Origin of the sequence: Actinosynnema sp. CA-299493, assembly GCF_050946825.1 — a bacterium.
Taxonomy (GTDB): domain Bacteria; phylum Actinomycetota; class Actinomycetes; order Mycobacteriales; family Pseudonocardiaceae; genus Actinosynnema.
The window spans coordinates 2,064,459-2,089,465 of the sequence record NZ_CP191993.1 but is presented as its reverse complement, the minus strand read 5'-3'; the positions used below and the strand labels follow the sequence as shown (position 1 = coordinate 2,089,465).

Below are 25,007 nucleotides of genomic sequence, written 5' to 3'. Positions count from 1 at the left end.
CCGTATGAGGCATGCACGCCTTTATATGCTGTGCACGACGCTGTCGCCGGTCGAGCGGTCAGACACATGCCAGTAGTGGGGTTGACCCGTTCTGACGGACAGGGTCGATGAGTGTGGTCAGGCTACCCGGTCCACCGGGTGGTGGCGGGTGGCTTCGTAGGTGGCGGGGCTGAGGTAGCCGAGGCTGGAATGCAGGCGTCGGGTGTTGAACCAGCCCTCGATGTATTCGAAGATCGCCTTGTGTGCCCTGGTCCTGGTGGGCCAGGGCCACCGATCGAGCAGTTCGGTCTTGATGGTGGCGAAGAACGACTCGGCGACGGCGTTGTCCCAGCATTGGCCCTTGCGGCCGACCGACAACCGGACGCCCAGGTCGTCGGCGAGGGCGGCGAACCGGGCGGAGGTGTATTGACAGCCGCGGTCGGCGTGGAAGATCACTCCGGATTCGGGGCGCCGCTGTCGGACGGCGTTGTCCAGGGCTTGGGCGACGAGGTCGGTGCGCAGGTGGTCGGCGGTGGCCCAGCCGACGACGCGGCGTGAGGCGATGTCGATGACGGTGGCCAGGTAGAGCCACCCCTCCCAGGTGTGGACGTAGGTGATGTCCCCGCACCACCGGGTGTCGACATCTGTTGCGGCGCAGGAGAAATCACGCCGGATCAGATCCGCGGGCACGGTCGCGACGGGGTCGGGAACGGTGGTGGTGCGCCACCGCTTCGGGGCGCGTCCCGCGCGTCCCGCTTCGCGCAGGAGCCGGGCGACGCGCTTACGCGAATGCCGATGGCCTTGTGCCCGCAGCTCGGCGTGCACCCTGGGCGCGCCATAGGTGCCCCGCGACTCGTCGTGGATCGCGACGACCCCCGCGGTCAATTCGGCGTCCTGCCGTGCGCGGTCGGTGGGCGCGGCGGTGCGGTGGGCGTAGTAGGCGGACCGGGAGACGTGCACACCCGATGGACGTTGCCGCCGCCCGCTCGCTCCGCCTCGATGAACGGATACACGTTCACCGGATCTCCTTCGCGAAGAAAGCCGTGGCGCGCTTGAGGATCTCCACGTCCTCGGTCAGACGGCGGTTCTCCCGCCGCAGCCTCGCGAGCTCCTCCCGCTCGTCGGTGGTCAACCCGTCTGCGCGGGTGCCGGCGTCGCGCTCGGCCTGCACGACCCACTGCCGCACCGCGGTTTCGGTCAGGTCGAAATCCTTCGCGACCTGACCGACCGAACGGTCACCCCGCCCGCACAGCTCCACGATCTCGGCCTTGAACTCCGGGGTGAACGACCGCCGAGGCCGCCGCTTCTTCCTGCCCACGGACTCCATGATGGGACATCCCTCCGGGGACCCGCGTCCCCTGATCTCAGCTTGTCTTTTAAGCTGTTCGGCGGGGTTTGGTGCCCTTCTTGTGGTGAGTTGGTCGGGTGTGGGCCTGGCCGGTAGCGAGGACGAGTCCGACGTCGAAGCGCGGTGCGGTGACGCGGTTCTTCGACCCGGGCGGTCGTCCGCGTCCGGGGCGGACCGGTTTCGGTACTGCCGTTGGTCTCGCGATCTTCGTGTGCAGGTTGCGAAACCCGCGTCGGACGCGTGCGGGGGTGAGCCGGTCGGGTTCGATGGGGCGTTCCCAGGGGTGGCGCAGGTCGGCGACCAGTGGGCGGGCCAGGCGGAGTTGGGCGTGGACGGCCAGGATCAGCCAGGTCCAGCGGTCGGCGGCCTGGGGGTCGCGCAGCTTGGGCCTGATCCAGCCGAGGGTCTGCTTGAGCATCCGGAAGGTGTGCTCGATGTCGAAGCGGCGCAGGAACGTCTGCCAGTAGCGGTCGGCATCGGCGGGTCCGGCGTCGGTGGCGGAGCACCACAGCCAGACCGGTTTGTTCACCCCGCCGGAGGGCAGGTGTTGCATTGTCAGGCGGATGACGGTGCCCTCGATGATCGGCAGCGCGCCGTCGTGGTCGATCCAGGCGGCTCGGCGGGTCAGTCGCGGGTGCAGTCGGTTCCATGCCTGTGCGGTGGCGGTGCCGTAGAGGCGGGTGTCGGTGCGGGTGACCACGTCCTCGGCGCCCCAGGTGGCCGGGTCGCCGAAGACGAACTCAGCCCCGTGTTTGGGAAAGCGTCCGCCGAGCGGGTTGTGGACCCGGGGTGGGGGCGGGCGGCGCAGCACCCGGTCCGACCTCATCCGTCCCAATACCCGCACCGGCAGATCGCTGAGCAGGTACGCGATGCGGGGCGCGTCGTAGCCGGCGTCGAACACCACCAGGATCTCCGGATCGCCCTGCTTCCACTGGCCGGCGGCGATCAGTCGTTCGACCACCCCGCGCAGCTGGGCGACGGTGACCGCGGCGAGGTCCGCGCCGGGCGGGAGGCGGACCGCGTTCAGCAGGGCGGTCCAGGACGTGCCGCCGGTCTCCAGCGCGGCCACGAACGAGTACGGCCATCCCGGGATCATGTGGTGCTCACCTTTACCGCGTCCGTAGACGTGGCAGAACGACCGCTCCGGGCACGTGTCGCCGTCCGGTCGCAACCATGGCGAGACGTCGACCGCAAGCACCAGGCGGCCGTCGGCCGCCCTCGGTAACGGCATCCCGGCCAGCACGTCACGTAACCGGTCGACCTCGACGCGGCCGTTGTTGACCGCGTCGTAGAGACCGCCGTGCCCTCGCCGATGCTCCGGCGCCAACGACAACCCCACCAGGGTCCGCACCGGCCCATCGGCGCACAACACGGCGTCGGCCAGTTCGAACAGCCCGTCCGCCCGGCGAGTCAGGCACCGGTGGAACTCTCGCCGGAACCCGGACAACGCCCCGAGTGACCGCTCGCGGTCGAGATGGTGCACACTGATCACGCAGCCCTTCGGTCGAACATCCTTCTGTCGCAAGAGTGATGATCGAACAAGGGCTGCTTCCATGATCAACCGGGGTGCACCTCACCGGTCCGGGACCTCAAACGGCAAGCTCAGTAGCTGTTTCCGAGCTACTGGGGTTGGGTGAGTCGGCGGCTGGTGATGCGGATCATGGACCAGCGGACCATGGCCTCGTGGTGGTGGCGTAGGCGTTCGTAGTCGCGGACGCAGCGGCGGTGTCCGCTGATCCACGCCAGAGTCCGCTCTACCACCCACCTTCGTGGCAGCACGGTGAAGTACGGCACTTGCGGGCGTTGGACGATCTCCACCAGCAGGCCCAGGGTTGCCCGGGCCCAGTCGAGCAGAGAGCCGGTGTAACCGCCGTCGGCCCACACCAGCGCCACCCGCTTGCCTCCGGTGTCACGCAGGCGCCGCAACAGGCTGCGCGCGGCGACCCGATCCTGCGTCGAAGCCGGGGTCACCAGCACCGTCAACAGCAGTCCCATGGTGTCCACCACGATGTGGCGCTTGCGCCCCGCGACCTTCTTGCCACCGTCCCAGCCCCGGGTGGTCCGACCGACGGTCTCGGCGGCGCGTACCGACTGCGAGTCCATGACCGCCGCCGACGGCGCCGCCACCCGCCCTTCCGCGAGCCGGACCCGGTCGCGCAACGCGTCGAGCAACCGCTGCGTGGCACCGGCCCTCTCCCACAGGGCGAAGCGCTTGTGGACCGTGGGCCAGGGCGGGAAGTCCGCGGGCAGGGCCCGCCACTTGATGCCGTTGTCGACCACGTAGCCGATCGCGTCCACGATCACCCGGCGGCAGTGCTTCTCCCACCGCCCGCCCCGACCGGCCAGGCACGCCGGATCGGGCAACAACGGGTCCAGCTCGGCCCACTGGGCGTCGGTGACGTCGGTGGGATACCGCCTTGTCCGTCGAGCGGGCTGATACGAGGCGGCCAGACGACAGCACGGGGTACCTGCGGTCGAAGCGCCCGCGGGGATCGGGCACGATAACAACGGAACTCCTGGTGGAACGGCGCATAGACACCGTCCGATCTACCAGGAGTTCCCCTGTCCGCGCACCAAAGCTTCTCCGTCCGACCAAGCTCGGATACAGGCACTGAGGACGGACCGCTCCTCGGGCACCGGAGGCGTCAACCGCCGATTTGGGACCTGTGCCCCGAAGCGATGAACGCCTCCTCTACTTCGATCTCACCTTCCTCGACGAGCTTGACCAACTCCACCCTCAGTGATGCGTAGTCGACACTTTTCGGTACATTTACAGCGAAGTGGCGGTCCACATTGGTGAACTCCCAGGAACACTCGTGCGAGCGGAATAAATCCAGGATCCCGTCACGACGATCCGACATCTCCTCTCGCACGAGGACGCGGATCGTGGAGTGCCCGGAGTGCATCACCAGCGAGTCGAACACGAGCTCACGCCGGTCATGATCAGGCTTGGCCCGAATGATGTCCCCACAGGACAGGCCGATCACGAAGAAAGGGATGTTCTGCACTTCGAGCTGGTACGGGACGGAAGTCTTCCTGGCCCAGATCCGCTCGGTGTTGAACGGCGGCCAGGTGGTAGAGACCTGCGGAAGGTCGAACGCGACCCGGAACATACCGGGCGGTCTCCGGGGGTGCTCTGCCACCTGGCCCTCTTCCCTAGAGTTGGATCAGATTGAGATGTGTGACGTCCAGGATTTGAGGCGGTAGGAACTCACGCAGTTCATCGTCCCACTCCTCCACCGTCTTCGTTGACTTGTCCCGGTTGCACGCTCGACAGGCCACCACTCCGTTGTGCGGATCCCCACAGCCACCGCACGCCTTGGGAATCTGGTGGTCAATCTGCGCGTCATCGGGCCGACCGGGGACACCGCTCACCGAAGGCCGTCGCACCACGTCACGACCACAGTACTCGCACTTCAATTGGCCGCCGTTCTTCGCCGCGTTGGCGTCGTACACCTCCTGCCGACCCGCGTCCGTGAAGTCCATGCCGCCGCGGTTGTCCGGATTCGTACCACAGTTGTGCACCAGCAGCGACAGCTCACCTACTACCACGTAGTAGGTGTGTGTGCCGTTGACGGTGAGGTCGTAGGTGCGTTGCCCGGCGTGGTGCGGGCGAACGTCGTCCAGTCGCGCTTCGGTTCCACTGGCGGTGCGCAGCGCTTCGCCGCGCTCCAGACGTCCGGCGTCGATCCAGCGCCCTCGTGTGACCGACCAGAACGGGTGGTTGTCGGTCGTGGTGATCGCGTGCATCCGCCCGTCCGTCCCGCGGACGGTGAGGTCGACGTAGTCCTTGTCGTGATCGGTCCGGATGGTCCTGGTGACCTGCCGACCACCGGACTGGCCGGTCGTGGTGTCGGTCGCTCGGACTACGTCACCGGGCGCGAACTGCTCGATGCGCTTGCTCGTCCCGTCCGCCAGCAGCACGCGGGTGCCCGCCGGGAAGCTGTGACGGCGGCCGGTGGGGCAGGTCTCGCCGACTCCCTCCGCCTTCTTCTTGGTCGCTGCTTTCGCCTTGGCTGCTTGAGCCTTGGCCCGTTCAGCTGCCTTCGCGGCTGCCTTCTTGGCGGCTGCTTCCGCTGCCGCTCGTGCCTTGGCCGCCTTCTCCGCCGCTGCCTTGGCGGCGGCCGCGGCGGCTGCCTTGGCGGCTTCGGCGGCCTTCTCCGCGCCCTGGATGATGGCGCGCGCCCACTTGAGTTCCTGGAAGAAGGTGACGACGGCTTTGCCGGCGCGGAAGATGGCTTCGGCGATCTTCTTGGCCTTGAATATCTTGCCCCAGGGCAGGGCGCCGATGACCATGGAGACGCAGGCGCCGATGTCGCCTTTGAGGCAGTTGACGATGTCGTTGATCCCCAGGAACTCCATGAGGATCTGGCCGCCGGCTTCGAGGATGACGTCGAGCAGGCTCTTGCTCTGAAGTTGCTGGGCCTTGGCGACGTCCTCGGGGCTGGGGCCGGTGGGTTGGGTGGCTCCGGTTTCGGAGGGTGAGCCGCTGCCGCCGCCCGCGTCGACCACGGCGCCGGTGGGGTCGGTGTAGGAGAGCGGGTTGTTCTCGGCGTAGGCGTAGGCGGATATGGCCGGGCCGGGTTGGGGCATGGGGTCGGTGCTGGTGAAGCGGCCGGTGTCGGGATTGTAGTTGCGGGCGCGGAGGTAGTAGTTGCCCTCGCCTGAGGTCGAGTCCTGGTACGCGCCGGTGTACTTCAGCGGGTTCGCGGGGCCGGTCGGGTCGCCCGGCTTGAGGGTGCCGCCTTCGCGGGGGTTGCCGAACGGGTCGTAGTCGTAGCCCGCTTCGGGCACGCCGTTCGGGCTGAGCATGTTGGCGATGCCGCCCAGCCAGTCGTGCGTGTAGGGGTGGGCGCCGGTAGCGGGGTCGAGCAGGGCGAGCGGTTCGTCGTCCGGCCCGTAGGTGAAGCCCCGACGTTCGGTGGTGGCACCGGCGGCGTTGCTGGTCGTGTCGAGGGCGATCTGGGGCAGGGTGCCGTTGACGTCCCAGCTCCACCGCTGGGTGGTGGCGGCCTGGCCAGCGCCGGAAGTGGCGGTCAGGCGCAGGCCGGTGGCGTCGTAGGCGAACGCGGTGGTGCGCCCACCGGTGGTGGCACTGGCCAGGGTGTTGTCGAGGTTGTAAGCGAAGGCGTCCCGGCCGGCCTTGGTCTGGTTGCCGTTGAGGTCGTAGTCGAACTCGGTGACCGTGCTGGGCCACCCGTTCGTCTCACCGTCGGGCACGTTGGCGACGTCGGTTCGATGTTGGGTGAGGACGCGCTTGCGCAGCTGGTCGGCGGCGTCGTAGTGGTAGCGGGTGGTGTCGCTGCCGGCGGTGCCGGTGCGCTGCTGGGTCAGGCGGTTGCCGACCAGGTCGTAGCTGTAGTCGATGCGGCCGGCGGCCTGCGCATGCTGATTGCAGTCGCTGGCGGCGTAGCAGGCGGAGGTGACGCGGTCGGCCGGGTCGTAGGCGTAGGCGACGGCCTCGGACACCCCGCCGCGGGTCGTGGTGACCTTGGTCGGGTTGCCGACCGGGTCCAGGTCGAGCTGGTAGGCGGAAATCGGATCTTGTACGTCGGCCGGTGGGCCGGTGCCGGGGGTGCGGTCGGTGCCGATGGTGGTGAGGCGGCCGGCGTCGTCGTAGGTTCGTCGTTCCACCAGGCCGGTGCCCTGGGGCAGGGTGGTGCTGGTGCGACGGCCCGCGATGTCGTAACCGAACCGCCACGTGGCCGCGTCGGCGCCCGCGCTGCCTCCGTTCACGGTCAGTTCGGACAGGCGGCTGTCGGCGTCGTATCCGCTGGTGACGCGGGTGCCGTCGGGATAGGCGCGAGCGGTGATGTTGCCGCGCACGTCGTAGTCGTAGTCGAACGTCTCGCTGCGCCCGGCCGCCTCCTCGCGGGTGACGCGCGTGATCTGGTCCTCGTCGTCGTAGGACACCTTGCGCACGCCGAGCGGGTCGCCGTAGGAGGTGATGCGGTCCTTGGCGTCGTAACCCCACTTGTACTTCGGCCCGCTGTCTCCGAGAGCTCGGTCGGCGCGGCGGCCGACGATGTCGTAGGTGTCGATGATGGTGCGTTTGGCGCGTTCGGCGTCGCTGATCCACTCGTGCTCACCGCGGGTGAGAGCCGCGACGAGGTTGTTCTCCACGTCATAGGTGGCCTCGACGCGGCGGCCGAGCGGGTCGGTGGTGCTGGTGGGGCGTCCGGCCCGGTCGTAGTCGATGCGCCGTACGTGGTGGTTGGGGTCGCGGATCGCCGCGAGCAGACCGTCCGCGTGGTAGCTGTAGACCGTGGCGTCGTTGTGCGGCGCGTGCGGGTGGTACCGGGCGTCGGGAGAGTGGACGCTCTCGATCTGGTTGTCTTCCCGATAGCTGTAGTGGGTGGTGTGGTCGTTGGCGTCGGTGACCGAGGTGAGCCGGTTGTTGGCGTCGTAGGTCGAGACCGTGGTGTGGTCAAGCGGGTCGATGACCTTGGTGCGGTTGCCCGCCAAGTCGTACTCGAAGTGCGTGGTGAACCGCTCGCGGTCGGCGCCCTCGACGTTGCCGCGCGGTTCGGTGACGGTGGCGAGCAGGCCGTCGTCGGTGTAGGTCCACGTGGTGACGCCGCCGGTGGCGTTCTCCTGGCGGATCTTGTTGCCGGCCTCGTCGTAGGTCGACTTCGTGGTGTTGCGCCCGGCGTCCGTGTTCGAGGTTTGTCGACCGTTGCGGTCGTAGCCCATGGTCAGGCTGCGGCCCAGGGTGTCCTTGGTCTCGGTGACCTGGCCGGTGTTGTCGCGCTGGAAGGTGGATGGCTTGTTGAACTCGTCCACTGTGGATGTCGTGCGGTCCAGCTCGTCGACCTTGATGTCCTTATGGACGACCTGACCGCCGGGGTACGGACGAGAGATGCGCACGAGGTTGTCGTTGGCGTCGTAGCGGTAGGTGGTGGTGAAGTCCGCTTCGACCGCACCCGGCACGTTGCCGCGCGGCGAGACCGTCTGGTGCAGCAGGCCCTTGGCGTTGTAGCGGTAGGCGGTGACGATGTCCTGCTCGCCGCGACCCATCTCGATCCGCACCGCGGCACGGCGCCCGGCGTTGGTGTAGGTGATCGAGGTGGTCTTGCGCGGGTCGGTGACCTTCTCCAACCGGCCGTTGGCGAGGTAGTGGTACTCCACCCTCACGTGTTCGGGGTTGACGGTGCTGGAGACCCGGCCGACCTCGTCGTAGTCGGTGCGCCATGAGCGGTGCTTGCCGGGCTCGGACACCTCGACCACGCGGTCCTGCGCGTCGAACCGGTATTCGGTGGTGAACGCCCGACGGTCTGCCCCTGGCACCGTCCCGCGCGGGTCGGTCGAGGCGATCCGACGTCCGGTAGTGTCGTACTTGGCCTCGGTGCGCCGCCCCTCCGGTGAGGTCACGGCCGCGAGCAGTCCGGAGTTGACTTGTCCGGCCGGGATGTGCTCGTAGCGGGTGACCTTGCCGCGCTGGTCGGTCGTGGTGGTCCGCAGGCCGCGCTCGTCGTAGGTGTGGTTGATCGAGTGGTTCTCGGCGTCGGTGCTGCGGATCAGCTCGTTGAACTCGTTGTAGGTGTTCTTCCAGACATTGCCCTTGGCGTCGACGAACTCGATCGGGTTGTTGCGCTCGTCGTACTTCGTCTTCTCGTCGAAACCCTGCGGCGCGACGCGCCGGGTCGGGTTGCCGTTGGCGTCGTGCTGCGACTCGTGCTGGTTGTGGCTGCCGTTGACGAGCAGGTTGCGGTTGAGCGAGCCGTCGTAGCGGTGGTTATCGGTATCACCCGCCCCTCGCCGGGTATAGAGCAGCACGTTGCCGCGATAGCCGTCGCGAACTATCACGCCGTCCGCGTCGGTGGTCGTCGCCTCCTGCTCGCCCGCGTTCCAGACGAACGTGGTGGCGTTGCCGACCGCGTCGAGCTGGCGCGCCATCCGCCCGGACGCGTCGTACTCGTTGCGCACCAACGTGGTCCGGTGCGGTTGCGGATCCGTCACCTCGACCAGTCGGCCCTCGGCGGAGTAGCCGTAGCGCCATTGGCCGGCGCGGGCGTCCTTATAGACCGCCAACCTGCCGGCCTCGTCGTACTCGTACTGCACCTTGCGGTGGTCGGGCAGCGTGATCGAGCGGATCAGGCCGCCCTCGACGCGCGCACGCATCACCCGGCCCGACGGGTCGGTGATCGTGATCTCCTGCTCGCTGTAGGCGAGCGTCACGCCGACACCGCGCGGCGTGCGGATCGACACTAGGCGACCCTGCGCGTCGAAACCGTAGACCAGCTGGCTCACCGTGACCAGTTCCCAGCCGGCGTCGGTCTTGCGCAACGTCGAACGCACACCCGGCGGACGTTTGTAGCCGCCGTCGACCAGCCGGTACAGCACGCTTGCGCCGTCGTCCGCCAGCACGATCGCGCCATCGTCGGTCTGCGTCACGCGCATGCCGTACGACCACGCCCAGCCCGGTCCGAACAGACCCGGAGCGGCCAACGTCGAGGAGTACACGCGCGTGGAGGAGAACGGGACGCCGAACGACGCCATCGCCAGGTCGGGCTCGATCCGGGTGAACGCGCCCGTCGCGGTGTTCACACCGTCACCGCGGAACGCCTGCCGCGCGGCGGTCGTGCTCAACGCCGTGCCGCAGCCACAACCGGACGTCTGCTCGACCGGGATCGGCGGAGGTTCGATCGTCGTGCGGGGACGCGTGTTCGGCCCCGGCGCGGACACCAGCTCGCCGCCCTCGTCCAGGATGGCCGCCAGCGTGACGAAGTACTCCTTGCCCGGGTCGAGCACCCAACCCTCACGAGCGCCGAACGTGCGGCAGAACTGCCGCACCACGCCACACGGGGTCTGCAACTCCGACCGCGGCAACACCGTCGACGCCTGCTCGGTGCCCGTCGAGGCCTCGAAAACCCGCGCACGCCACGACGACCACGCACGGTCGTCCTCCCGCACGTCGAAGTAGGCCACCAACGAGGTGTCACCCAACGCGAACCCCGGTCGCGTCAGGACGCCGGCGAACACCTCCTCGGCGTTCGCCGCCGCCTGGCCCGGCTTGCGGACGCGCTCCCAGTCCTGAGCGGACAGCCGTACCGGCTCACCACCGGCCTTGACACCTGTGGGCACGACCGGCGGCCACTTCTCCGGCGCAACCGCCTTGTCCGGACGTGCGGACTCCGGAGCCGGTCTGTCCACCGGCCCCGCTCCCGCCGCCACCCCGGGCACCTCGCCCGCCACCGCACGCGCCCACGTCACCGGTTGCAGCAGACTCGCCGCCACCAACAACACGCACACCGACGCCAACCAGCGAATCCGGCTCATCCGAATCGTGCCCGGTTCCGTCACCGCTCCCCCAAATCCCGAATTCGATCGACACGCGAATCGTGCGCAGCACAAAACCGGACATGAGGAAACTGGCCGAAACCGACACGAAACGCGGAATCAGCCGATACATGTCAGGACGCGACCACAGGAACGAAGCCCCTGGAGCCACCCGGACGAGCCGTGCCCGCCCACACGCACCCAGCGACTACAACGTCAGAAATTCCCCACCGAGCAGCATGAACATCCCCCCGGATGTCAAAGTGATCAACCCGCCGCCGAGACGGCGGTGCCGTGCCATTGAAGCGGAAACCCGGCAACCAAAGACACGGCCGACCGAGTGAATCCACAACAATCAGTCACCGTGACTAAGAATAAGCAGCGCATCGATAAAGACCCCCACGACCTGCCACAACAGCTCGCAACTGCGGCGAGAACGGCAGTATTCCGCAGAATTCGTACGCGACTCCAGCAGTCCCACCACGCACCCCGACGGCGAATTGATCATCACCGGAAACGATCCCTGGCTTGCACCGAACCAGCGGCGAGCAAGTGCAGGCGGTGCGACGAACGACAGTGACGGGTCCTGATCATGGAGCCTATCTAGTGTCTTGTCGACAAGTGCCGTGAACCAGACCTGCGGTGACGTCGCAGGTGGTCGCGGTGTGGTCGCACGCGGCGCACGCTCGTGTTCCACCTCCAACACCGGAGGCGGAACACGAAAGAAGGTCATGATGAGCAACCCTCAACGTGGACGCGTGTACCGGCGGTGCGGCTGCCGGGACGGCGCAGGCAGGCAGCTCGGCTCCCGGTGTCCCGAGCTGGCGGGCAGTCGGCACGGGCGATGGGCGTTCGCGGTCGATCTGCCGTCGTTGGACGGGCGTCGGCGGACCATGCGGCGCAGCGGCTTCGCCACCAGGACAGAGGCTCAGGCAGCGTTGGGCAAGGTGTTGGAGTACGAGCGCACCGGCATCGTCGTCGACGACAAGCAGACCGTGGCCGACTACCTGACCTCCTGGCTGCACGACAAAGCATCGGCGCTCAAGCCGACCACCACAGCCCGCTACCACGACTACGTCTGCAAGGACCTCGTCCCCGCCCTGGGCGCGGTGCGACTGGACGCACTCAGCCACCAGCACATCGCGCTGTTCATCCACGACCAGCTGGCCGCCGGACGCGGCCCGGTCACCCTGCGACGCTGCGTCGCCACCCTGTCCAGCGCCCTCACCGACGCCGTCCGACAACGACGGTTGGCCCACAATCCTGCCCGCTACGTCCTGGTGCCGCGGCCACCGAACTACGAACCCACCTGCTGGTCACCGAGCGAGGCAGCACGGTTCCTGCGCTACTGCCACGACCACGACGACCCGCTGACAGACCTGTTCGAGGTCATCATCGGCACCGGACTGCGCAAAGGCGAAGCGCTCGCCCTGCACTGGGACGACATCAGCCTCGACGACCACGTGGCGTTCATCCGCTACACCCTGTCCAACATCAACAACACCACACCGGTCCTCACCGCACCCAAGACCAAGAGCAGCCGCACCTGGATCGGCCTGTCCGACCGAGTAGTCGCCGCCTTGCGTCATCAGCGGCTCCGCCAGCCGGGGGACGACCTGGTGTTCCACCGACGCGACGGCAGGCCACTGCGACCCGAGTACGTGCTCCGGCACTTCCACCAACTCTCCGACGCCGCCGGACTAGCCAGGATCCGCGTGCACGACCTGAGGCACTTCGCCGCCACCACCATGCTGAACTCGAACGTGCCGCTCGCCGTGATCTCCCGCGCGATGCGCCACTCGACGCTGTCCACCACCACCGAGGTCTACGGCCACCTGCTACGCCACGTCGCCCACGACGCGGTCGACGTCATCGCCCACGCCCTGAACGAGGCCGACGTCGCCTGACCCGCAGGACGCGACCACACTGCGACCACACTAGCCGAAAACGACACCAGCGGGCTTGCCTCGAAAGGCAAACCCGCTGGTCACTGACCGTCGGGACGACAGGATTTGAACCTGCGACCCCTTGACCCCCAGTCAAGTGCGCTACCAAACTGCGCCACGTCCCGGCCGCATCCCGTTGTGGGGTGCGCGGATAGCTTAGCGCACTCGCGGCAGGCCCCCGACACGGCCCCCCAGGTTGGCGGATCAAGCGGTCTGCCTGGGGAAATGGCAGGGGCCCGCCGGAGCGGGCCCCTGGTCCCCTCGGTGTCGCCCCTCCCCCCGGTTCGACGCCTCGCGGTCAACTATGCGTTCGCCGGGTTTCGTGCACTACCGCCGAAAGTCGAGTCGTCTGTGTCAACTTTCGACGGACTCGTCGGTAGGGTCGCGTCGATCACGAAGCCGCCGTCGGCGCGCGCCGTGGTGGTCAGGGTGCCGCCCGCTTGGGTCACCCGCTCCTTCAGGCCGTGCAGACCTTGACCTCCCTGGTCCGACGGCGGCGGTGGGGTCGGGGGGCGGTCGTTGGTCACGGTCACGTGGAGGTGACCGTCCTCTTGCGACAGTCGCACGCGGACCGGGGCGGAGGGGGCGTGCTTGGTCGCGTTGGTCAGGGCTTCCTGCACCACGCGGTAGGCGGCGCGGCCGGTGGCCGGTGGTGGGGGGTGGTCGCTCCGGTCTTCGAAGCGGACGGTGAGGCCGGCTGACCGCGCGCGGGCGATGAGGGGTTCGATGCCGTCGTAGCCGGGGCTCGGCTCGGTGTTGAGCAGGCCCAGGGCGGCACGCATCTCGGCCAGGGCCTCCTTCGCCGACGCACGCAGGCGCAGCGCCGTGTCGCGGGTCTTGGCGTCCTCGGCAGTGGCGGCCAGGGCTGCCGACTCGACCGCGATGAGGGTGGCGTGGTGCCCCACGGCGTCGTGGATCTCACGGGCGATCCGGGCGCGTTCCGCCGCACGCGCGCCGTCCTCGCGGGCCTCCACCTCGGCGATCCGGGCCCGTGACGCCTCGGCGAGGCTCGCGGTCAGCTCGCGCCTGGTCGTGATCAGGGCTCCGAGGGCGGTGGGCGCACCGGCCACGAACAGGCTGAACGCGAACGTCAGGAGCGCGGCGCCGGGAGGCAGGCCCTGGGTGACGACGACCAGCGCGGACGGCAGCACGGTGGCCAGCGCCACCCACGTGATCATCACCGGCGCGCTGGACTTGCGGCCGATGCGGTACAGGGCGACGACGGTGGGTGGCAGGCCCAGGCCGCCGACGAGGCCCGGCAGGCACGCGAGCGCCGCGACCCACGGCCGCCGACGTCGCACCGGCAGCAACGCGCACGCCGCCAGCGCCGTCGGGATCGACCACGTGTACGGGACGTGGTCGGCGAGCAGGACCATCGCGGCGGGCACCAGGACGGCCAGGAGCTCCAGGACGATCACCACGTGCCCACCTGGTGCGCGACGAGGGCGGCTTGGACGCGGTTCTCGACGCCGAGCTTCGTGAGCACGGTGGACACGTAGCTCTTCACCGTCGCCTCGCTGAGGCCAAGGGCCGCGGCGATGGCGCCGTTCGGCTGCCCCTTCGCCAGCAGTTCGAGCACCTGCCGCTCACGCGCGCTCAGGCCGTCGAGCCGCGGGCTGCGCCGCAACCGGGCGGCGCGCATCCTGGGCAGCAGCCGGGCGGTGATCCGGGGATCCAGCACGGCGCCACCGGCGGCGAGGTCGAGCACGGCGCGCACCAGGGCGTCCGGCTCGGCGTCCTTGAGCAGGAAGCCCTGCGCGCCGAGCTCCAACGCCGTGACCACGTAGTCGTCCAGGTCGAACGTCGTCAGCACGGCCAGCGCGGGCGGGTCGGGCCAGGCCAGCAGCGCCCGCAGCGCGGCCAGCCCGTCCATGCCCGGCATCTGCACGTCGACCAGCGCCACGTCCGGCCGGCACCGGCGCACGGCGTCCAGCAGGCCGGCGCCGTCCGCGGCTTCCGCCACGACCTCGATCCGGCCGTCCGCTTCGAGCAGGACCTTCAGCCCTCGACGGAGCAGCGCTTCGTCATCGGCGAGGACCAATCGCACCGGCACGACGCCAGGCAACAGCATTCCGCCTGCCGGAGCAACCTGCCGCGACGAACGGCCCCCGTCCGGCCGATCACTTCTTCGGGCGCTTCTCCCGCACCCGCACCGAGATGCGCACCGGGCTGCCCGCGAAGCCGAACTCCTCGCGCAGCCTGCGTTCGATGAACCGCCGGTACCCGGCCTCCAGGAAACCGGACGTGAACAGCACGAACGTCGGCGGACGCGTGCTCGCCTGGGTGGCGAACAGCACCTTCGGCTGCTTGCCGCTGCGCACCGGCGGCGGGGTCGCGGCGATCAGGTCGGTCAGCCACGAGTTCAGCTGCCCGGTCGGCACGCGGGTGTCCCAGGAGTTCAGGGCGGTCCGCAACGCGGGCGCGAGCTTGCGCACCGCGCGTCCCGTCAAGGCGGAGATGTTCACCTTCTCCGCCCACGGCACCCGGACGAGGCCGCGTTCCAGCTCGCGCACCATGGCGTGGCGCCGGTCCTCGTCCACGAGGTCCCACTTGTTGAACGCCAGCACGCACGCCCGTCCGGACTCCACGACCATGGTCAGCACCCGGAGGTCCTGCTCGCTGATCGGCTCGGACGCGTCCAGCAGCACGACCGCCACCTCGGCGGACTCGATCGCGGCCTTCGTGCGCAGTGACGCGTAGTACTCGGCGCCGGACGCGAAGTTGACCCGCTTGCGCAGGCCGGCGGTGTCGACGAACCGCCACATCTCGTCGTCCAGCTCGACCAGCGAGTCGACCGGGTCGACGGTGGTGCCCGCGACGTCGTGCACGACCGACCGGTTCTCCCCGGTCAGGCGGTTGAGCAGGGACGACTTGCCGACGTTCGGCCGGCCGACGAGCGCGACCCGGCGCGGGCCGCCGCGGACGGCCTCGAAGGTCTCGCGCGGCGTCTCGGGCAGGGCCTTGAGGATGGCGTCGAGCATGTCGCCGGAGCCGCGGCCGTGCAGGCCGGAGACCGGGATCGGCTCGCCGAGGCCGAGCGACCACAGCGACGCGACCTCGGACATCAGCCGCTCGTCGTCGACCTTGTTCGCGACCAGCAGCACGGGCCGCTTGGACCGGCGCAGGAGCTTGACCGCGGCCTCGTCGTTGGTGGTCGCGCCGACGGCGGCGTCGACCACGAACAGGATCGCGTCCGCGGTGGCCATGGCCAGTTCCGCCTGCGCGGCGACGGCGGCCATCATGCCGACCGCGTCGGGCTCCCAGCCGCCGGTGTCGACGACGGTGAACTTGCGGCCGTTCCACAGCGCGTCGTAGGCGACCCGGTCGCGGGTCACGCCCGGCACGTCCTGCACGACCGCCTCACGTCGGCCGATGATGCGGTTGACCAGGGTCGACTTGCCCACGTTCGGCCGGCCGACCACGGCCAGCACGGGCATCGGCGGCGCGCCGCCCTCCTCGCCCTCCACCGTCTCGTCGAACGCTGTCCAGTCGGACTCGTCCGCCCAGGTGCCGTCCAAGTCCGTCATCTGACTTCTCCTCGCTGGCTGTCGAGCTCGGCCACCAGCGTGGCCAAGCGGTCGCGGACCTGCTCGGTGGCCTTCACGAGCGCCTGGCGACCCTTGTCGCTCGGCAGCTCGAACGGCTCACCCACGAGCACGTCCACCACGGGCCGGAACCGCCGTCGGGTTCCGGCCGGGCGCAGGGTGCCCCGGCACGCGACGGGCACGACGACCGCGCCGGTCGAGCGGGCGAGCCACGCCGCGCCCGCCTGCGCCTCGGCCACGTCGCCCGTGCCGCGGGTGCCCTCGGGGAACACGCCCACCACGCCGCCGGCCCGCAGCACCTTCTGCGCGGCGAGCAGCGGCGCCCGGTCGGGCGCGCCGCGCCGCACGGCCAGCTGGCCGATCTTGCGCAGCAGCGTGCCCGCCACGCCCTTGAACATCTCCTGCTTGATCAAGAAGACCACACGCCGGGGCAGGAGGCCGAACAGGATGGGCCCGTCCGCCATCGAGCTGTGGTTGGCCACGACGACCACGGGACCTTCGAGCGGTATCCGCGAGACGCCGCGCGCCCGGACGCGGAACCCCGACCGGAGTGGCACGCGCCCGATCCACCGGCCGACCTCGTGCAGCCAGGGCGACGACCCCTCGGGGAGCTGTCCGGTCACCCGCGCACCCGTCCGCTCGGCTGGGCCAGCAGCCCGTTGGCGTCCACCAGTGCCAGCAACGCGGCCAGCGTGCCCGGCAGGTCGAGCGACGTCGTGTCGAGCACGACCGCGTCCTCGGCGGCGCGCAACGGCGACACCGCGCGTGACGAGTCGTAGGCGTCACGCCGCTGCACGTCGGCGAGCGTGGCGTCCAGCGTGGACTCGCGGCCGGACGCGCTGTCCTGCTTGGCGCGGCGCTGGGCGCGGGCCTCGGCGTCCGCGGTCAGGTAGACCTTGAGCGGCGCGTCGGGCACGACGGCGGTGCCGATGTCCCGGCCTTCCACCACGATGCCGCCCGCCTCGTCCAGCGCTTCCGCGATGATCCGGCGCTGCTCGGCGACGAGCAGCTCGCGCACCGCGGGCACGGCCGACACCGGCGACACGGCCAGCGTCACCTCGGGGCCGCGGATCTCCGCGCCGACGTCGGCGCCGTCGAGGTGGGTGGTCGAGCGCTCCGGGTCCGTGCCCTGCACGAGCAGGGCGGCGGACGCGGCCTCGGCGACCCCGGTGGCGTCGGCGAGGTCGACGCCGGCGCGCAGGACGGCCAGCGTGACCGCGCGGTACATCGCGCCGGTGTCGAGGTAACGCGCGCCCAGCGTGGCCGCGAGGCGGCGCGCAGCGGAGGACTTGCCGGTGCCGGACGGCCCGTCGAGGGCCACCACGCCACGCAGCTCACCGTGTTGCACGGGTTTTCCTCCTCAACGCGACGACGGTCGTCGGCCTTCAATTGTGCCTGGTGCGGCCCGTCACACCCGCATCAGGTGGCCGGACCTCGCCTCCGTGGACGAGCGGCTGCCGTCCGGTCACGCCGGATGCCCCTGACACGGGCGGGAAGACCGGGGTCGTGGCGACCTCTCCAGCGTGACCGGGCGGCGCTACGGCGTGTGGGTCAGGACGTCTGCGGGGAGGTGATTCTTGCCCAGCGCCACGAACCTCCGACGCGCGGCTTCGACACGAACTTTCGCGGCAAGGCTTCGACGCGCGGGCTACGCAGGCGTCCTCGCCAAGGGGACCCCTGCTTTTATCCTGCCAGAGCGGCCTGACAACGTCGTCGCTCCCGAGGGCGGCTGTGGACAACTCGTCGGGCTACTGGCCGACTGCTCGCCGGCCGGTCTCGCAGCGGCCTCGTGCTTCCCGGTCGACTCCCCCACCACCCAGGCAACATCGTCGTGGGACGCGACCTGCCCGCAGACGTGCGCGGTGTATGGAGTTGCAGGTCGGCCGCGCAGTGGTCGCGGGCGGGGTCGTCGGGCGGCATCGAGCCGAGAACGCCACTCAGCCCAGGTCGGCGAGCAGCAGACCGCTGCGCGGCTTCGGCGTGAAGTAGGTGCTCTTGCGCGGCATCCGGCCGCCCGCCTCGTGCACGGCCAGCACGTCCGCCAGCGGCACGGGAGCGATCAGCAGCACGGCGTCCACGCCCTCGGTGGGCACGTCACCGGTCACCGGGCGCACGTGCGGGCTCTCCGGGTCCAGCCCGAGCGCCTCGTCCAGCAGCACGGCCTCCACGAACGCGTGGTCGACGGCCACGCCGGACGGCGGCAGCTCGACGCGCACCGCGGACGACCCGGCCACCGCGACCACCACCCCCGGTGACGGGCGGGTCGTCGCGTCGACCGGCCGCACCACCAGGCCGTGCGCACGCCACGCGGCCACCATGTCCGCCAACGACAGCCCGGTGCCCGCCACCGCGCGGTGGATCGCCCCGATCCGCAGGTCCGGACCGGCCGTGACCAGCGCCAGCAGTCCGGGCAGCCCGGCCGACGCCGCGACCCGGTGGTTGCCGTCGGCGACCATCAGCGGGTGCTCGCCCGCGGCTCGCAGCAGGGCGTCCTGCCGTTCGCCCGGACCCACGAGCCACAACCAGTGCCGCCGCCCGCCGGGATCGACCACGGACACGGCGGGCTCGTCGTCCACCTCCGCCACCAGCCGGGTCAGCCGGACCTCGCGGGCCACCGGCACCAGCATCGCGGCGCTCGTCACGCAGCCGAGGCCGGACAGCACGCGGGCGCGTTCGGCGACGACGTCCGGGTACACGTCCTCGGTGTGCCCGACCGCGGCCGGGTCGACCATGCACAGCAGCCCGTGCGCGGTGCCGTCCGGGCCGTCCACCCGGTACGGCGCGACCACGTCCCGCACCTCGCGGTAGGCGGTGCCGCGCAGGTGGGCGAGCTCGGCGACGGCGTGCGGCAGGGCGTCGAGCAGCGATGACCCGGCGGCCAGCGCAGTGGGGGTGCGGTGCGGGTGCTGGACCGCGAGCAGCGTGCCGGGGCGGGCGCGGGCCAGGGCGGCGACGACGCGTTCCGGCTCGGCGAACTCGTCCACGTCCGGACCGGGCACCCGGTCGCGAACCACCCAACCGCGACTTATCGCCCGAACACCTGTACGCATTCGTCTAGGATCACATGCTGTGAACGTCGAGGTGACGCCGCTTCCGGGGATCGGCACCCGTCAGGACTTCATGATCCGCGCGGGCCGCCGGGTCGGGGTGATCACCCACCGGGACGGCAAGTTCGAGCTGATCGTCTCCTCGTTGGACGATCCCGACGACTGCACCGCCTCGATACCGCTGACGCCCGCCGAGGCGAGCACCCTGGCCGGGCTGCTCGGCTCGCCGCAGCTCGTCGCGCACCTGCAGGAGCAGCACCGCGAGGTCGCGGGCATCTCCACCAAGCAGTTCCCGATCGTGCCCGGCTCCCGGTTCGACGGCAGCCCGCTGGCCGAGACCGAGCTGCGCACCCGCACCGGCGCGTCCATCGTGGCCGTCGTGCGCGCGGGCTCGGTGCACCCGTCGCCGCGCCCGGACTTCGTCTTCGGCGGCGGCGACCTCGTGGTCGTGGTCGGCACGGCGGACGGCCTCGGCGCCGCGGCCGAGCTGCTGGGCGGTGGCTGAGCACCTTGCACAGCACCGCACTCGCACTGATCCAACTCGGCGCGGTCTTCTTCGGGCTGGGCCTGCTCGGCAAGATGGCGTGGCGGATCGGCATCTCCCCGATCCCGCTCTACCTGATCGGCGGCCTGGCCTTCGGGCAGGGCGGCCTGGTGCCGTTGCACGGCATCGAGGACTTCACGCACCTGTCCAGCGAGATCGGCGTCATCCTCCTGCTGCTCCTGCTCGGCCTGGAGTACTCGGCCGCCGAGCTGGTGACGGGGCTCAAGCGGTCGTGGACGGCCGGGCTCCTGGACATCGCGCTCAACGCGACGCCGGGCGTGATCGCGGCGTTGATCCTGGGCTGGGGGCCGCTCGGCGCGCTGGCGATGGGCGGCGTCACCTACATCTCGTCGTCCGGGATCATCGCCAAGGTCCTCGGCGACCTCGGCCGGCTGGGCAACCGGGAGACCCCGGTGGTGCTGTCGGTGCTGGTGTTCGAGGACCTGGCGATGGCGGTGTACCTGCCGATCCTGACCGCCGTGCTGGCGGGCGTGAGCTTCGCCGGCGGGTTGACCGCGGTGGGCATCTCGCTGGCCGCGATCACGGTGGTGCTGGTGATCGCGCTGAAGTTCGGCCGGTACGTGTCGGCGCTGGTGGACAGCCCCGACCCGGAGGTGTTCCTGCTCAAGGTGCTCGGCGCGGCGCTGCTGGTCGCCGGCGTGGCGTCGGAGCTGCAGGTGTCGGCGGCGGTGGGCGCGTTCCTGCTGGGCATCGCCATCTCGGGGTCGACGGCGGAGAACGCCACCCGGATGCTGGAGCCGTTGCGCGACCTGTTCGCGGCGATGTTCTTCGTGGTGTTCGGCCTGAACACCGATCCGGCGTCGATCCCGCCGGTGCTGGCGCTCGCGGTGGCGCTGGCCGTGGTGACGACGCTGACGAAGGTGGCCACCGGGTGGTGGGCGGCGCGGCGGCAGGGCATCGGTCGGATGGGTCGGGCCCGGGCCGGGGCGGCGCTGGTGGCGCGCGGTGAGTTCTCGATCGTGATCGCGTCGTTGACGGTGGCGTCCGGCGCGGTGGACCAGCAGCTGGCGGCGTTGGCGACGGCCTACGTGCTGCTGATGGCGGTGCTGGGACCGGTCGCGGCGCGGGTCGTGGAGCCGTTGGCCAAGAAGTTCACCCGAAAGCGTGGTACCGCTCCGGCGACTGCCTGACCTGTATCTCTTCGCGTCCTGACGGCTCCACTACGGCATACGGACGTGCTCGGGCTCGCGGCCACTCTTCCGGCCGATTGAGCCCGGGTGCGATCCGGGGTTACACCTGACTGCCGTCCAACCCCGAAGGGGGTCGTCATGTCACAACCAAAGGACGCCGAGACCACTGGCCGCTACCTCGTGCTGCTCGACGACAAATCGGTCGCGGCGGGCGCGCGGGAGATGAACCGGGTCGCCGGGATCAGCGCCGCGAGCACCGCGGACTCGGCCACGAGGGCCGAGCTGGCCGCGGCCGACGGGATCATCTTCCAGGACCTCGGCATCGCCGTGGTCACCGCGACGCCGGACCAGGTCCAGCGGTTGTCCCGGGCCGTCGAGGCGCCGGGGCCGATCTCCGTGGTCGAGGCCGAACGGGTCGTGCACGCCTACACCGCGCCGCCCGACACGGGCACCGACCAGGCCGCGGCCCCCGCCGTGGACGAGTCCGTGTTCACGTGGGGCTTGCAGGCCGTCGGCGCGAACATCAGCTCGGCCACCGGCAAGGGCGTGCGCGTCGCCGTGCTCGACACCGGTTTCACCGTCGCGCACCCGGACTTCGCGGGCCGCGCCGTGATGACGCAGTCGTTCATCACCGGTGAGACGGTGGACGACGCCCACGGCCACGGCACGCACTGCATCGGTTCCGCCGCGGGTCCGCGCAAAGCCGCCAGCGGCGGTCCCGGGTACGGCGTCGCCCACGAGGCCGAGATCTACGCGGGCAAGGTGCTCTCGAACCGGGGCAGCGGCTCCGACAGCGGCATCCTGGCGGGCATCGAGTGGGCCATCGCCAACGGCTGCGCGGTCGTCTCGATGTCGCTGGGCGCGAGCGTGCGACCGGGCACGCCGCACTCGCAGATCTTCGAGCAGGCCGCCACGCGCGCGTTGGCGAAGGGCACGTTGATCATCGCGGCTGCGGGCAACGAGAGCAACCGGCCGGGCAAGGTCGCGCCGGTCGGGCACCCGGCCAACTGCCCGTCGATCCTGTCGGTCGGCGCGGTGGACGTGCAGCGGGGGATCGCGTTCTTCTCCTGCGGGACGGTCGACACCGTGGGCCAGGTCGACATCGTCGGCCCCGGTGTGGACATCTACTCCAGCTGGAACAAGGAGGACGGCGGCCTGGGCATGCACAAGCGCATCCAGGGCACCAGCATGGCCACGCCGCACGTCGCGGGCGTCGCGGCGCTCATCGCGGAGAAGCACGACGCGCGCGGGTGGGAGCTGTGGGCGAGGCTGGCGCAGTCCGGTCGTCGGCTGGGCTTGCCCTCCACGGACGTGGGTGCAGGATTGGTGCAAGCTCCCTGAGCCCCTGACGGAGGCGCCCGTGGTCAAGGTCGTGGTCTCGGTCGCCGACGACAGCGTGGCGGACCTGCCCGCCGTCGTCTCGGCGTTGCGCGACGCCGGGATGGTGGTCGAGCAGGTGCTGGCGGGGTTGGGCGTGGTCACCGGGTCGGTCGCGCCGGGTGCGGGCGACCTGCTCGGTGCCGTGCCCGGCGTCGCGCACGTGGAGGTGGATCGGGCGGTTCACCTCCCGCCGGACGTCTGACCAGGGCGTTCATGGTGGGCTGGGCCGGCGTCACCCGTTCGGGGGACGAGACGTTTGGCCCGGCCACCTCGGGTAACCGGTTTTCGGGAGACGAACCGGTCGTCCGAGGAGGTCGAAGACGATGGAAGCCCTGCTCGCCGTGCAGACGGTGCAGGCTCAAGGCATCGGTGACGCCACCGGTGACGCCCTGCGCAACGTGGTGACCTTCCTGCCCAAGCTCGTCGGGTTCCTCGTCGTGCTGCTCATCGGGTGGATCGTCGCCCGGGTGCTGCGCGCGGCGGTGAACAAGCTGCTGAGCCGGCTGAACTTCGACCGCGCCGTGCAGCGCGGCGGGCTCAGCGAGGCGATGGCGAAGTCCAAGTTCGACGCCTCGGGGCTGGTCTCGCAGATCGTGTACTACGCGGTGCTGCTGATCGCGCTCCAGATCGCGTTCGGCGTCTTCGGCTCGAACCCGGTGAGCACCCTGTTGACCGAGATCGTGGCCTGGCTGCCGCGGGCGATCGTGGCGATCGTGATCATCGTGGTCGCCTTCGCCGTCGCGCGCGCCGTGCAGGACATCGCCACGCGTGCGCTCGGCGGGCTGTCCTACGGGCCGACGCTCGGCAAGGCCGCCTCGTGGTTCATCATCGCGCTCGGCGTGATCGCGGCGCTGAACCAGATCGGTGTCGCCACCACCGTCACCACCCCGATCCTGATCACCATCCTGGCGACGGTCGGCGGTATCGCGGTCATCGGCGTCGGCGGTGGCCTGATCAAGCCGATGCAGCAGCGGTGGGAGGGGTGGCTGACGAAGGCCGAGAACGAGGCTCCGCAGGCCAAGGCCCAGGCCTACCAGCGCGGCCGTGAGGACGTGCGGCGGACCGCGCAGGGCGTGTCGCCGGCCGAGCAGACCACCCGGATGACCGAGACCCCGGCGCACGCGGCGAGCATGCCGACGCCGCCGGTCGGCACGCCGATGCAGCCGGGACCGTCCACCGTCCAGCCGACCCGACCGGTCCAGCCGCACCCCGGCCAGTTCCCGCCGGGCGAGCAGCGCTGACCTCCACCGCCACGCGGCGGAACACCCGTCACCGGCGGAACGCGTCAACGAACGCTACGCAGGGGTCCTCGCCCAGGGCAGGGTTCCGGCAAAGTCGTTTGTGCTGTTCAGTGGGTGATTCCGAGGAGTTGGAGTGGTCGTCGGGGGTCACGGGCCATGGCCCGTGACCCTTTGGCGATGTTGGTGTGGCCGGCCAGGCGCAGGGCGTTGACGGCGAGGTTGCGCAGGCCGGCCATGATGCGGGGTGCGTGGCCGGCGCGGATCCGGGAGGCGTCCTCGCCGTAGGTGACGTCACGGACCCAGTGCAGCCGGTTCTCGATCTGCCAGTGTCCGCGCAGGTAGGTGGCGACGCGGGCGGGGTGGGCGTCCTCGCCGGTCAGGCTGGTCACCCCGAGCGCGGCGTAGGCACCGCGCCTGCCGGTGGTGTGACAGGTCCGGTAGCGCTCGACGAGGAACGCGTGGTTCGCGTGGGGAAAGTCGACCTCGCCGAACCCGCGGTCCCCGAGCGGGGCGACACGGACGGTGCGCAGTTCGGTGCGGCCGTGCCCGCGCTCCCGGAACACCAGGCACGGCATGTCGTCCCAGGGCAGCGAATCGAGCTGGGTGTAGACCCTCGGCCAGCCGGTCTTGACGGTGAACACGTAATGCGCGCCCCGCTCGTGCAGGTAGCGGGCGTGGTCGCGTTGGGTGTGCAGCGCGTCGGCGGTCACCACCACCCCGGCCAGGTCGACGGTGTCCAGCAGCGGCCGGAACCCGGCGAGTTCGCCGCCGGTCGGGACCTGCCGCTGACCGGCCACGATGCCGTCCTCGTGACGGAACACGGCCATCAGGTGCACCCCGGAGCCGCCGGCACGGCCGAACGTGGCGGCCACCGACTTGCCGTCCACCGCCACCGCCGGCAACACCCCGCCGGTCTCCCGTCCGTCGACCCGCGACGCGGACCAGGCGCCGATCACCGCGTCCAGCGCGTCACCGTCCACCCGCGACAACACCCTGCGCACCGTGGACTCCTCCGGTGCCAGGAACCGGTCGCCGACGATGTCGAACCGCACCCCGAGCCGTCGCAACAACCGCTGCGGCGCGTCGGCGGCCCATTCCGCGATCGCCGCGAACGACCGCGCACCCGCCACCACCGCCGCCGCGGACAGCAGCAGGATCGACGACAGGGAGTGCCGCACCCCACGACGCTTGCGCGGATCCGGCACCCGATCCAGAAAAACCCGCAGGTCCGCGACCTGCCCGACCGGCACCGAGGCCAGCCGGTCGACAACCACGGGCATCGGGCAGGATGACAACGCGGGCACGGCACTCCCAAGATCATGCGACGTAGACACTCACATGATCGACCAGAGCGCCGTGCCCGTCCCACAATCAAACCCTCACCAGCACAAACGACTTTGCCGGAACCCTGCTCGCCCAGGGGACCCCTGCTTTTATTGTGCCGGCGACCACCGACAAAACCGGGCGTCCACACCCTGGGCAGGTATGAACCAGCCGGCACTCGGGACACGCGGGACGTGCGCGATTCGGACCGACCGGCATGATCC

The 25,007-nt window shown here is 70.3% G+C and carries 20 protein-coding genes and 1 tRNA gene; 6 read left to right on the top strand and 15 right to left on the bottom strand.

Going from position 1 to position 25,007, the window contains the following annotated elements:
• Window positions 1-117: 117 nt before the first annotated feature.
• From ACQPYE_RS10180 to ACQPYE_RS10150, 7 genes are all read right to left on the bottom strand, one after another.
• Window positions 118-939: an IS3 family transposase gene (locus ACQPYE_RS10180; RefSeq protein WP_498720793.1), complete on the bottom strand. Its 822-nt coding sequence runs from the start codon at window positions 937-939 to the stop codon at window positions 118-120.
• Between the two features lie 55 nt (window positions 940-994).
• Complete coding sequence (locus ACQPYE_RS10175) at window positions 995-1,297, bottom strand: transposase (RefSeq protein ID WP_498720792.1); 303 nt, start codon at window positions 1,295-1,297, stop codon at window positions 995-997.
• 58 nt (window positions 1,298-1,355) lie between these two features.
• Window positions 1,356-2,819: an NF041680 family putative transposase gene (locus tag ACQPYE_RS10170; protein ID WP_498720791.1), complete on the bottom strand. Its 1,464-nt coding sequence runs from the start codon at window positions 2,817-2,819 to the stop codon at window positions 1,356-1,358.
• Between the two features lie 128 nt (window positions 2,820-2,947).
• On the bottom strand, window positions 2,948-3,835 hold the full coding sequence (locus ACQPYE_RS10165; protein ID WP_498720790.1) for an IS5 family transposase: 888 nt from the start codon (window positions 3,833-3,835) through the stop codon (window positions 2,948-2,950).
• Between the two features lie 137 nt (window positions 3,836-3,972).
• Window positions 3,973-4,440 (bottom strand): DUF4265 domain-containing protein, encoded by a 468-nt coding sequence (locus ACQPYE_RS10160; RefSeq protein ID WP_498720789.1) that lies wholly within the window; start codon window positions 4,438-4,440, stop codon window positions 3,973-3,975.
• 43 nt (window positions 4,441-4,483) lie between these two features.
• Window positions 4,484-10,606, bottom strand: a complete 6,123-nt coding sequence (locus tag ACQPYE_RS10155; RefSeq protein WP_498720788.1) for an RHS repeat-associated core domain-containing protein — start codon at window positions 10,604-10,606, stop codon at window positions 4,484-4,486.
• A 355-nt stretch (window positions 10,607-10,961) separates the two neighbouring features.
• Window positions 10,962-11,339 (bottom strand): hypothetical protein, encoded by a 378-nt coding sequence (locus ACQPYE_RS10150; RefSeq protein WP_498720787.1) that lies wholly within the window; start codon window positions 11,337-11,339, stop codon window positions 10,962-10,964.
• A 1-nt stretch (window position 11,340) separates the two neighbouring features.
• Here ACQPYE_RS10150 and ACQPYE_RS10145 point away from each other — a divergent pair, with 1 nt between their 5' ends.
• Window positions 11,341-12,513, top strand: a complete 1,173-nt coding sequence (locus tag ACQPYE_RS10145; RefSeq protein WP_498720785.1) for a tyrosine-type recombinase/integrase — start codon at window positions 11,341-11,343, stop codon at window positions 12,511-12,513.
• A gap of 90 nt (window positions 12,514-12,603) precedes the next feature.
• Here the strand turns inward: ACQPYE_RS10145 and ACQPYE_RS10140 are convergent.
• The 7 genes from ACQPYE_RS10140 to ACQPYE_RS10110 all read right to left on the bottom strand — a co-directional run bounded on the left by ACQPYE_RS10140 (window position 12,604) and on the right by ACQPYE_RS10110 (window position 19,147).
• Window positions 12,604-12,677 (bottom strand) — tRNA-Pro (locus ACQPYE_RS10140).
• 177 nt (window positions 12,678-12,854) lie between these two features.
• Window positions 12,855-13,973: a sensor histidine kinase gene (locus tag ACQPYE_RS10135; RefSeq protein WP_498720784.1), complete on the bottom strand. Its 1,119-nt coding sequence runs from the start codon at window positions 13,971-13,973 to the stop codon at window positions 12,855-12,857.
• A complete protein-coding gene (locus ACQPYE_RS10130) occupies window positions 13,967-14,623 on the bottom strand; it encodes a response regulator (protein ID WP_498720783.1) in 657 nt (218 codons plus the stop codon). Before ACQPYE_RS10130 ends, ACQPYE_RS10135 begins: the two co-directional genes overlap by 7 nt.
• A gap of 49 nt (window positions 14,624-14,672) precedes the next feature.
• Window positions 14,673-16,079 (bottom strand): ribosome biogenesis GTPase Der, encoded by a 1,407-nt coding sequence (der, locus tag ACQPYE_RS10125; protein ID WP_498720782.1) that lies wholly within the window; start codon window positions 16,077-16,079, stop codon window positions 14,673-14,675.
• Entirely contained in the window at window positions 16,076-16,720 is a 645-nt protein-coding gene (locus ACQPYE_RS10120; protein ID WP_498720781.1) for a lysophospholipid acyltransferase family protein, read from the bottom strand. Before ACQPYE_RS10120 ends, der begins: the two co-directional genes overlap by 4 nt.
• Window positions 16,717-17,445 carry a (d)CMP kinase gene (cmk, locus tag ACQPYE_RS10115; RefSeq protein WP_498720780.1) on the bottom strand — a complete coding sequence of 243 codons (729 nt, stop codon included), beginning with the start codon at window positions 17,443-17,445 and terminating at the stop codon, window positions 16,717-16,719. Before cmk ends, ACQPYE_RS10120 begins: the two co-directional genes overlap by 4 nt.
• 589 nt (window positions 17,446-18,034) lie before the next feature.
• Window positions 18,035-19,147 carry a DUF1015 family protein gene (locus ACQPYE_RS10110; RefSeq protein WP_498720779.1) on the bottom strand — a complete coding sequence of 371 codons (1,113 nt, stop codon included), beginning with the start codon at window positions 19,145-19,147 and terminating at the stop codon, window positions 18,035-18,037.
• 19 nt (window positions 19,148-19,166) lie between these two features.
• Between ACQPYE_RS10110 and ACQPYE_RS10105 the strand changes: the two genes are divergently transcribed.
• From ACQPYE_RS10105 to ACQPYE_RS10085, 5 genes are all read left to right on the top strand, one after another.
• Window positions 19,167-19,649: a cation:proton antiporter regulatory subunit gene (locus ACQPYE_RS10105; RefSeq protein ID WP_498720778.1), complete on the top strand. Its 483-nt coding sequence runs from the start codon at window positions 19,167-19,169 to the stop codon at window positions 19,647-19,649.
• Between the two features lie 5 nt (window positions 19,650-19,654).
• Entirely contained in the window at window positions 19,655-20,839 is a 1,185-nt protein-coding gene (locus tag ACQPYE_RS10100; protein ID WP_498720777.1) for a cation:proton antiporter, read from the top strand.
• 138 nt (window positions 20,840-20,977) lie between these two features.
• A complete protein-coding gene (locus ACQPYE_RS10095; protein ID WP_498720776.1) occupies window positions 20,978-22,180 on the top strand; it encodes a S8 family serine peptidase in 1,203 nt (400 codons plus the stop codon).
• Between the two features lie 19 nt (window positions 22,181-22,199).
• Window positions 22,200-22,421 (top strand): hypothetical protein, encoded by a 222-nt coding sequence (locus ACQPYE_RS10090; protein WP_498720775.1) that lies wholly within the window; start codon window positions 22,200-22,202, stop codon window positions 22,419-22,421.
• Window positions 22,422-22,542: 121 nt separating this feature from the next.
• A complete protein-coding gene (locus ACQPYE_RS10085) occupies window positions 22,543-23,460 on the top strand; it encodes a mechanosensitive ion channel family protein (protein WP_498720774.1) in 918 nt (305 codons plus the stop codon).
• Between the two features lie 107 nt (window positions 23,461-23,567).
• Here ACQPYE_RS10085 and ACQPYE_RS10080 read toward each other — a convergent pair whose 3' ends face one another.
• A complete protein-coding gene (locus tag ACQPYE_RS10080) occupies window positions 23,568-24,740 on the bottom strand; it encodes an ISAs1 family transposase (protein ID WP_498720773.1) in 1,173 nt (390 codons plus the stop codon).
• Window positions 24,741-25,007: the final 267 nt, after the last annotated feature.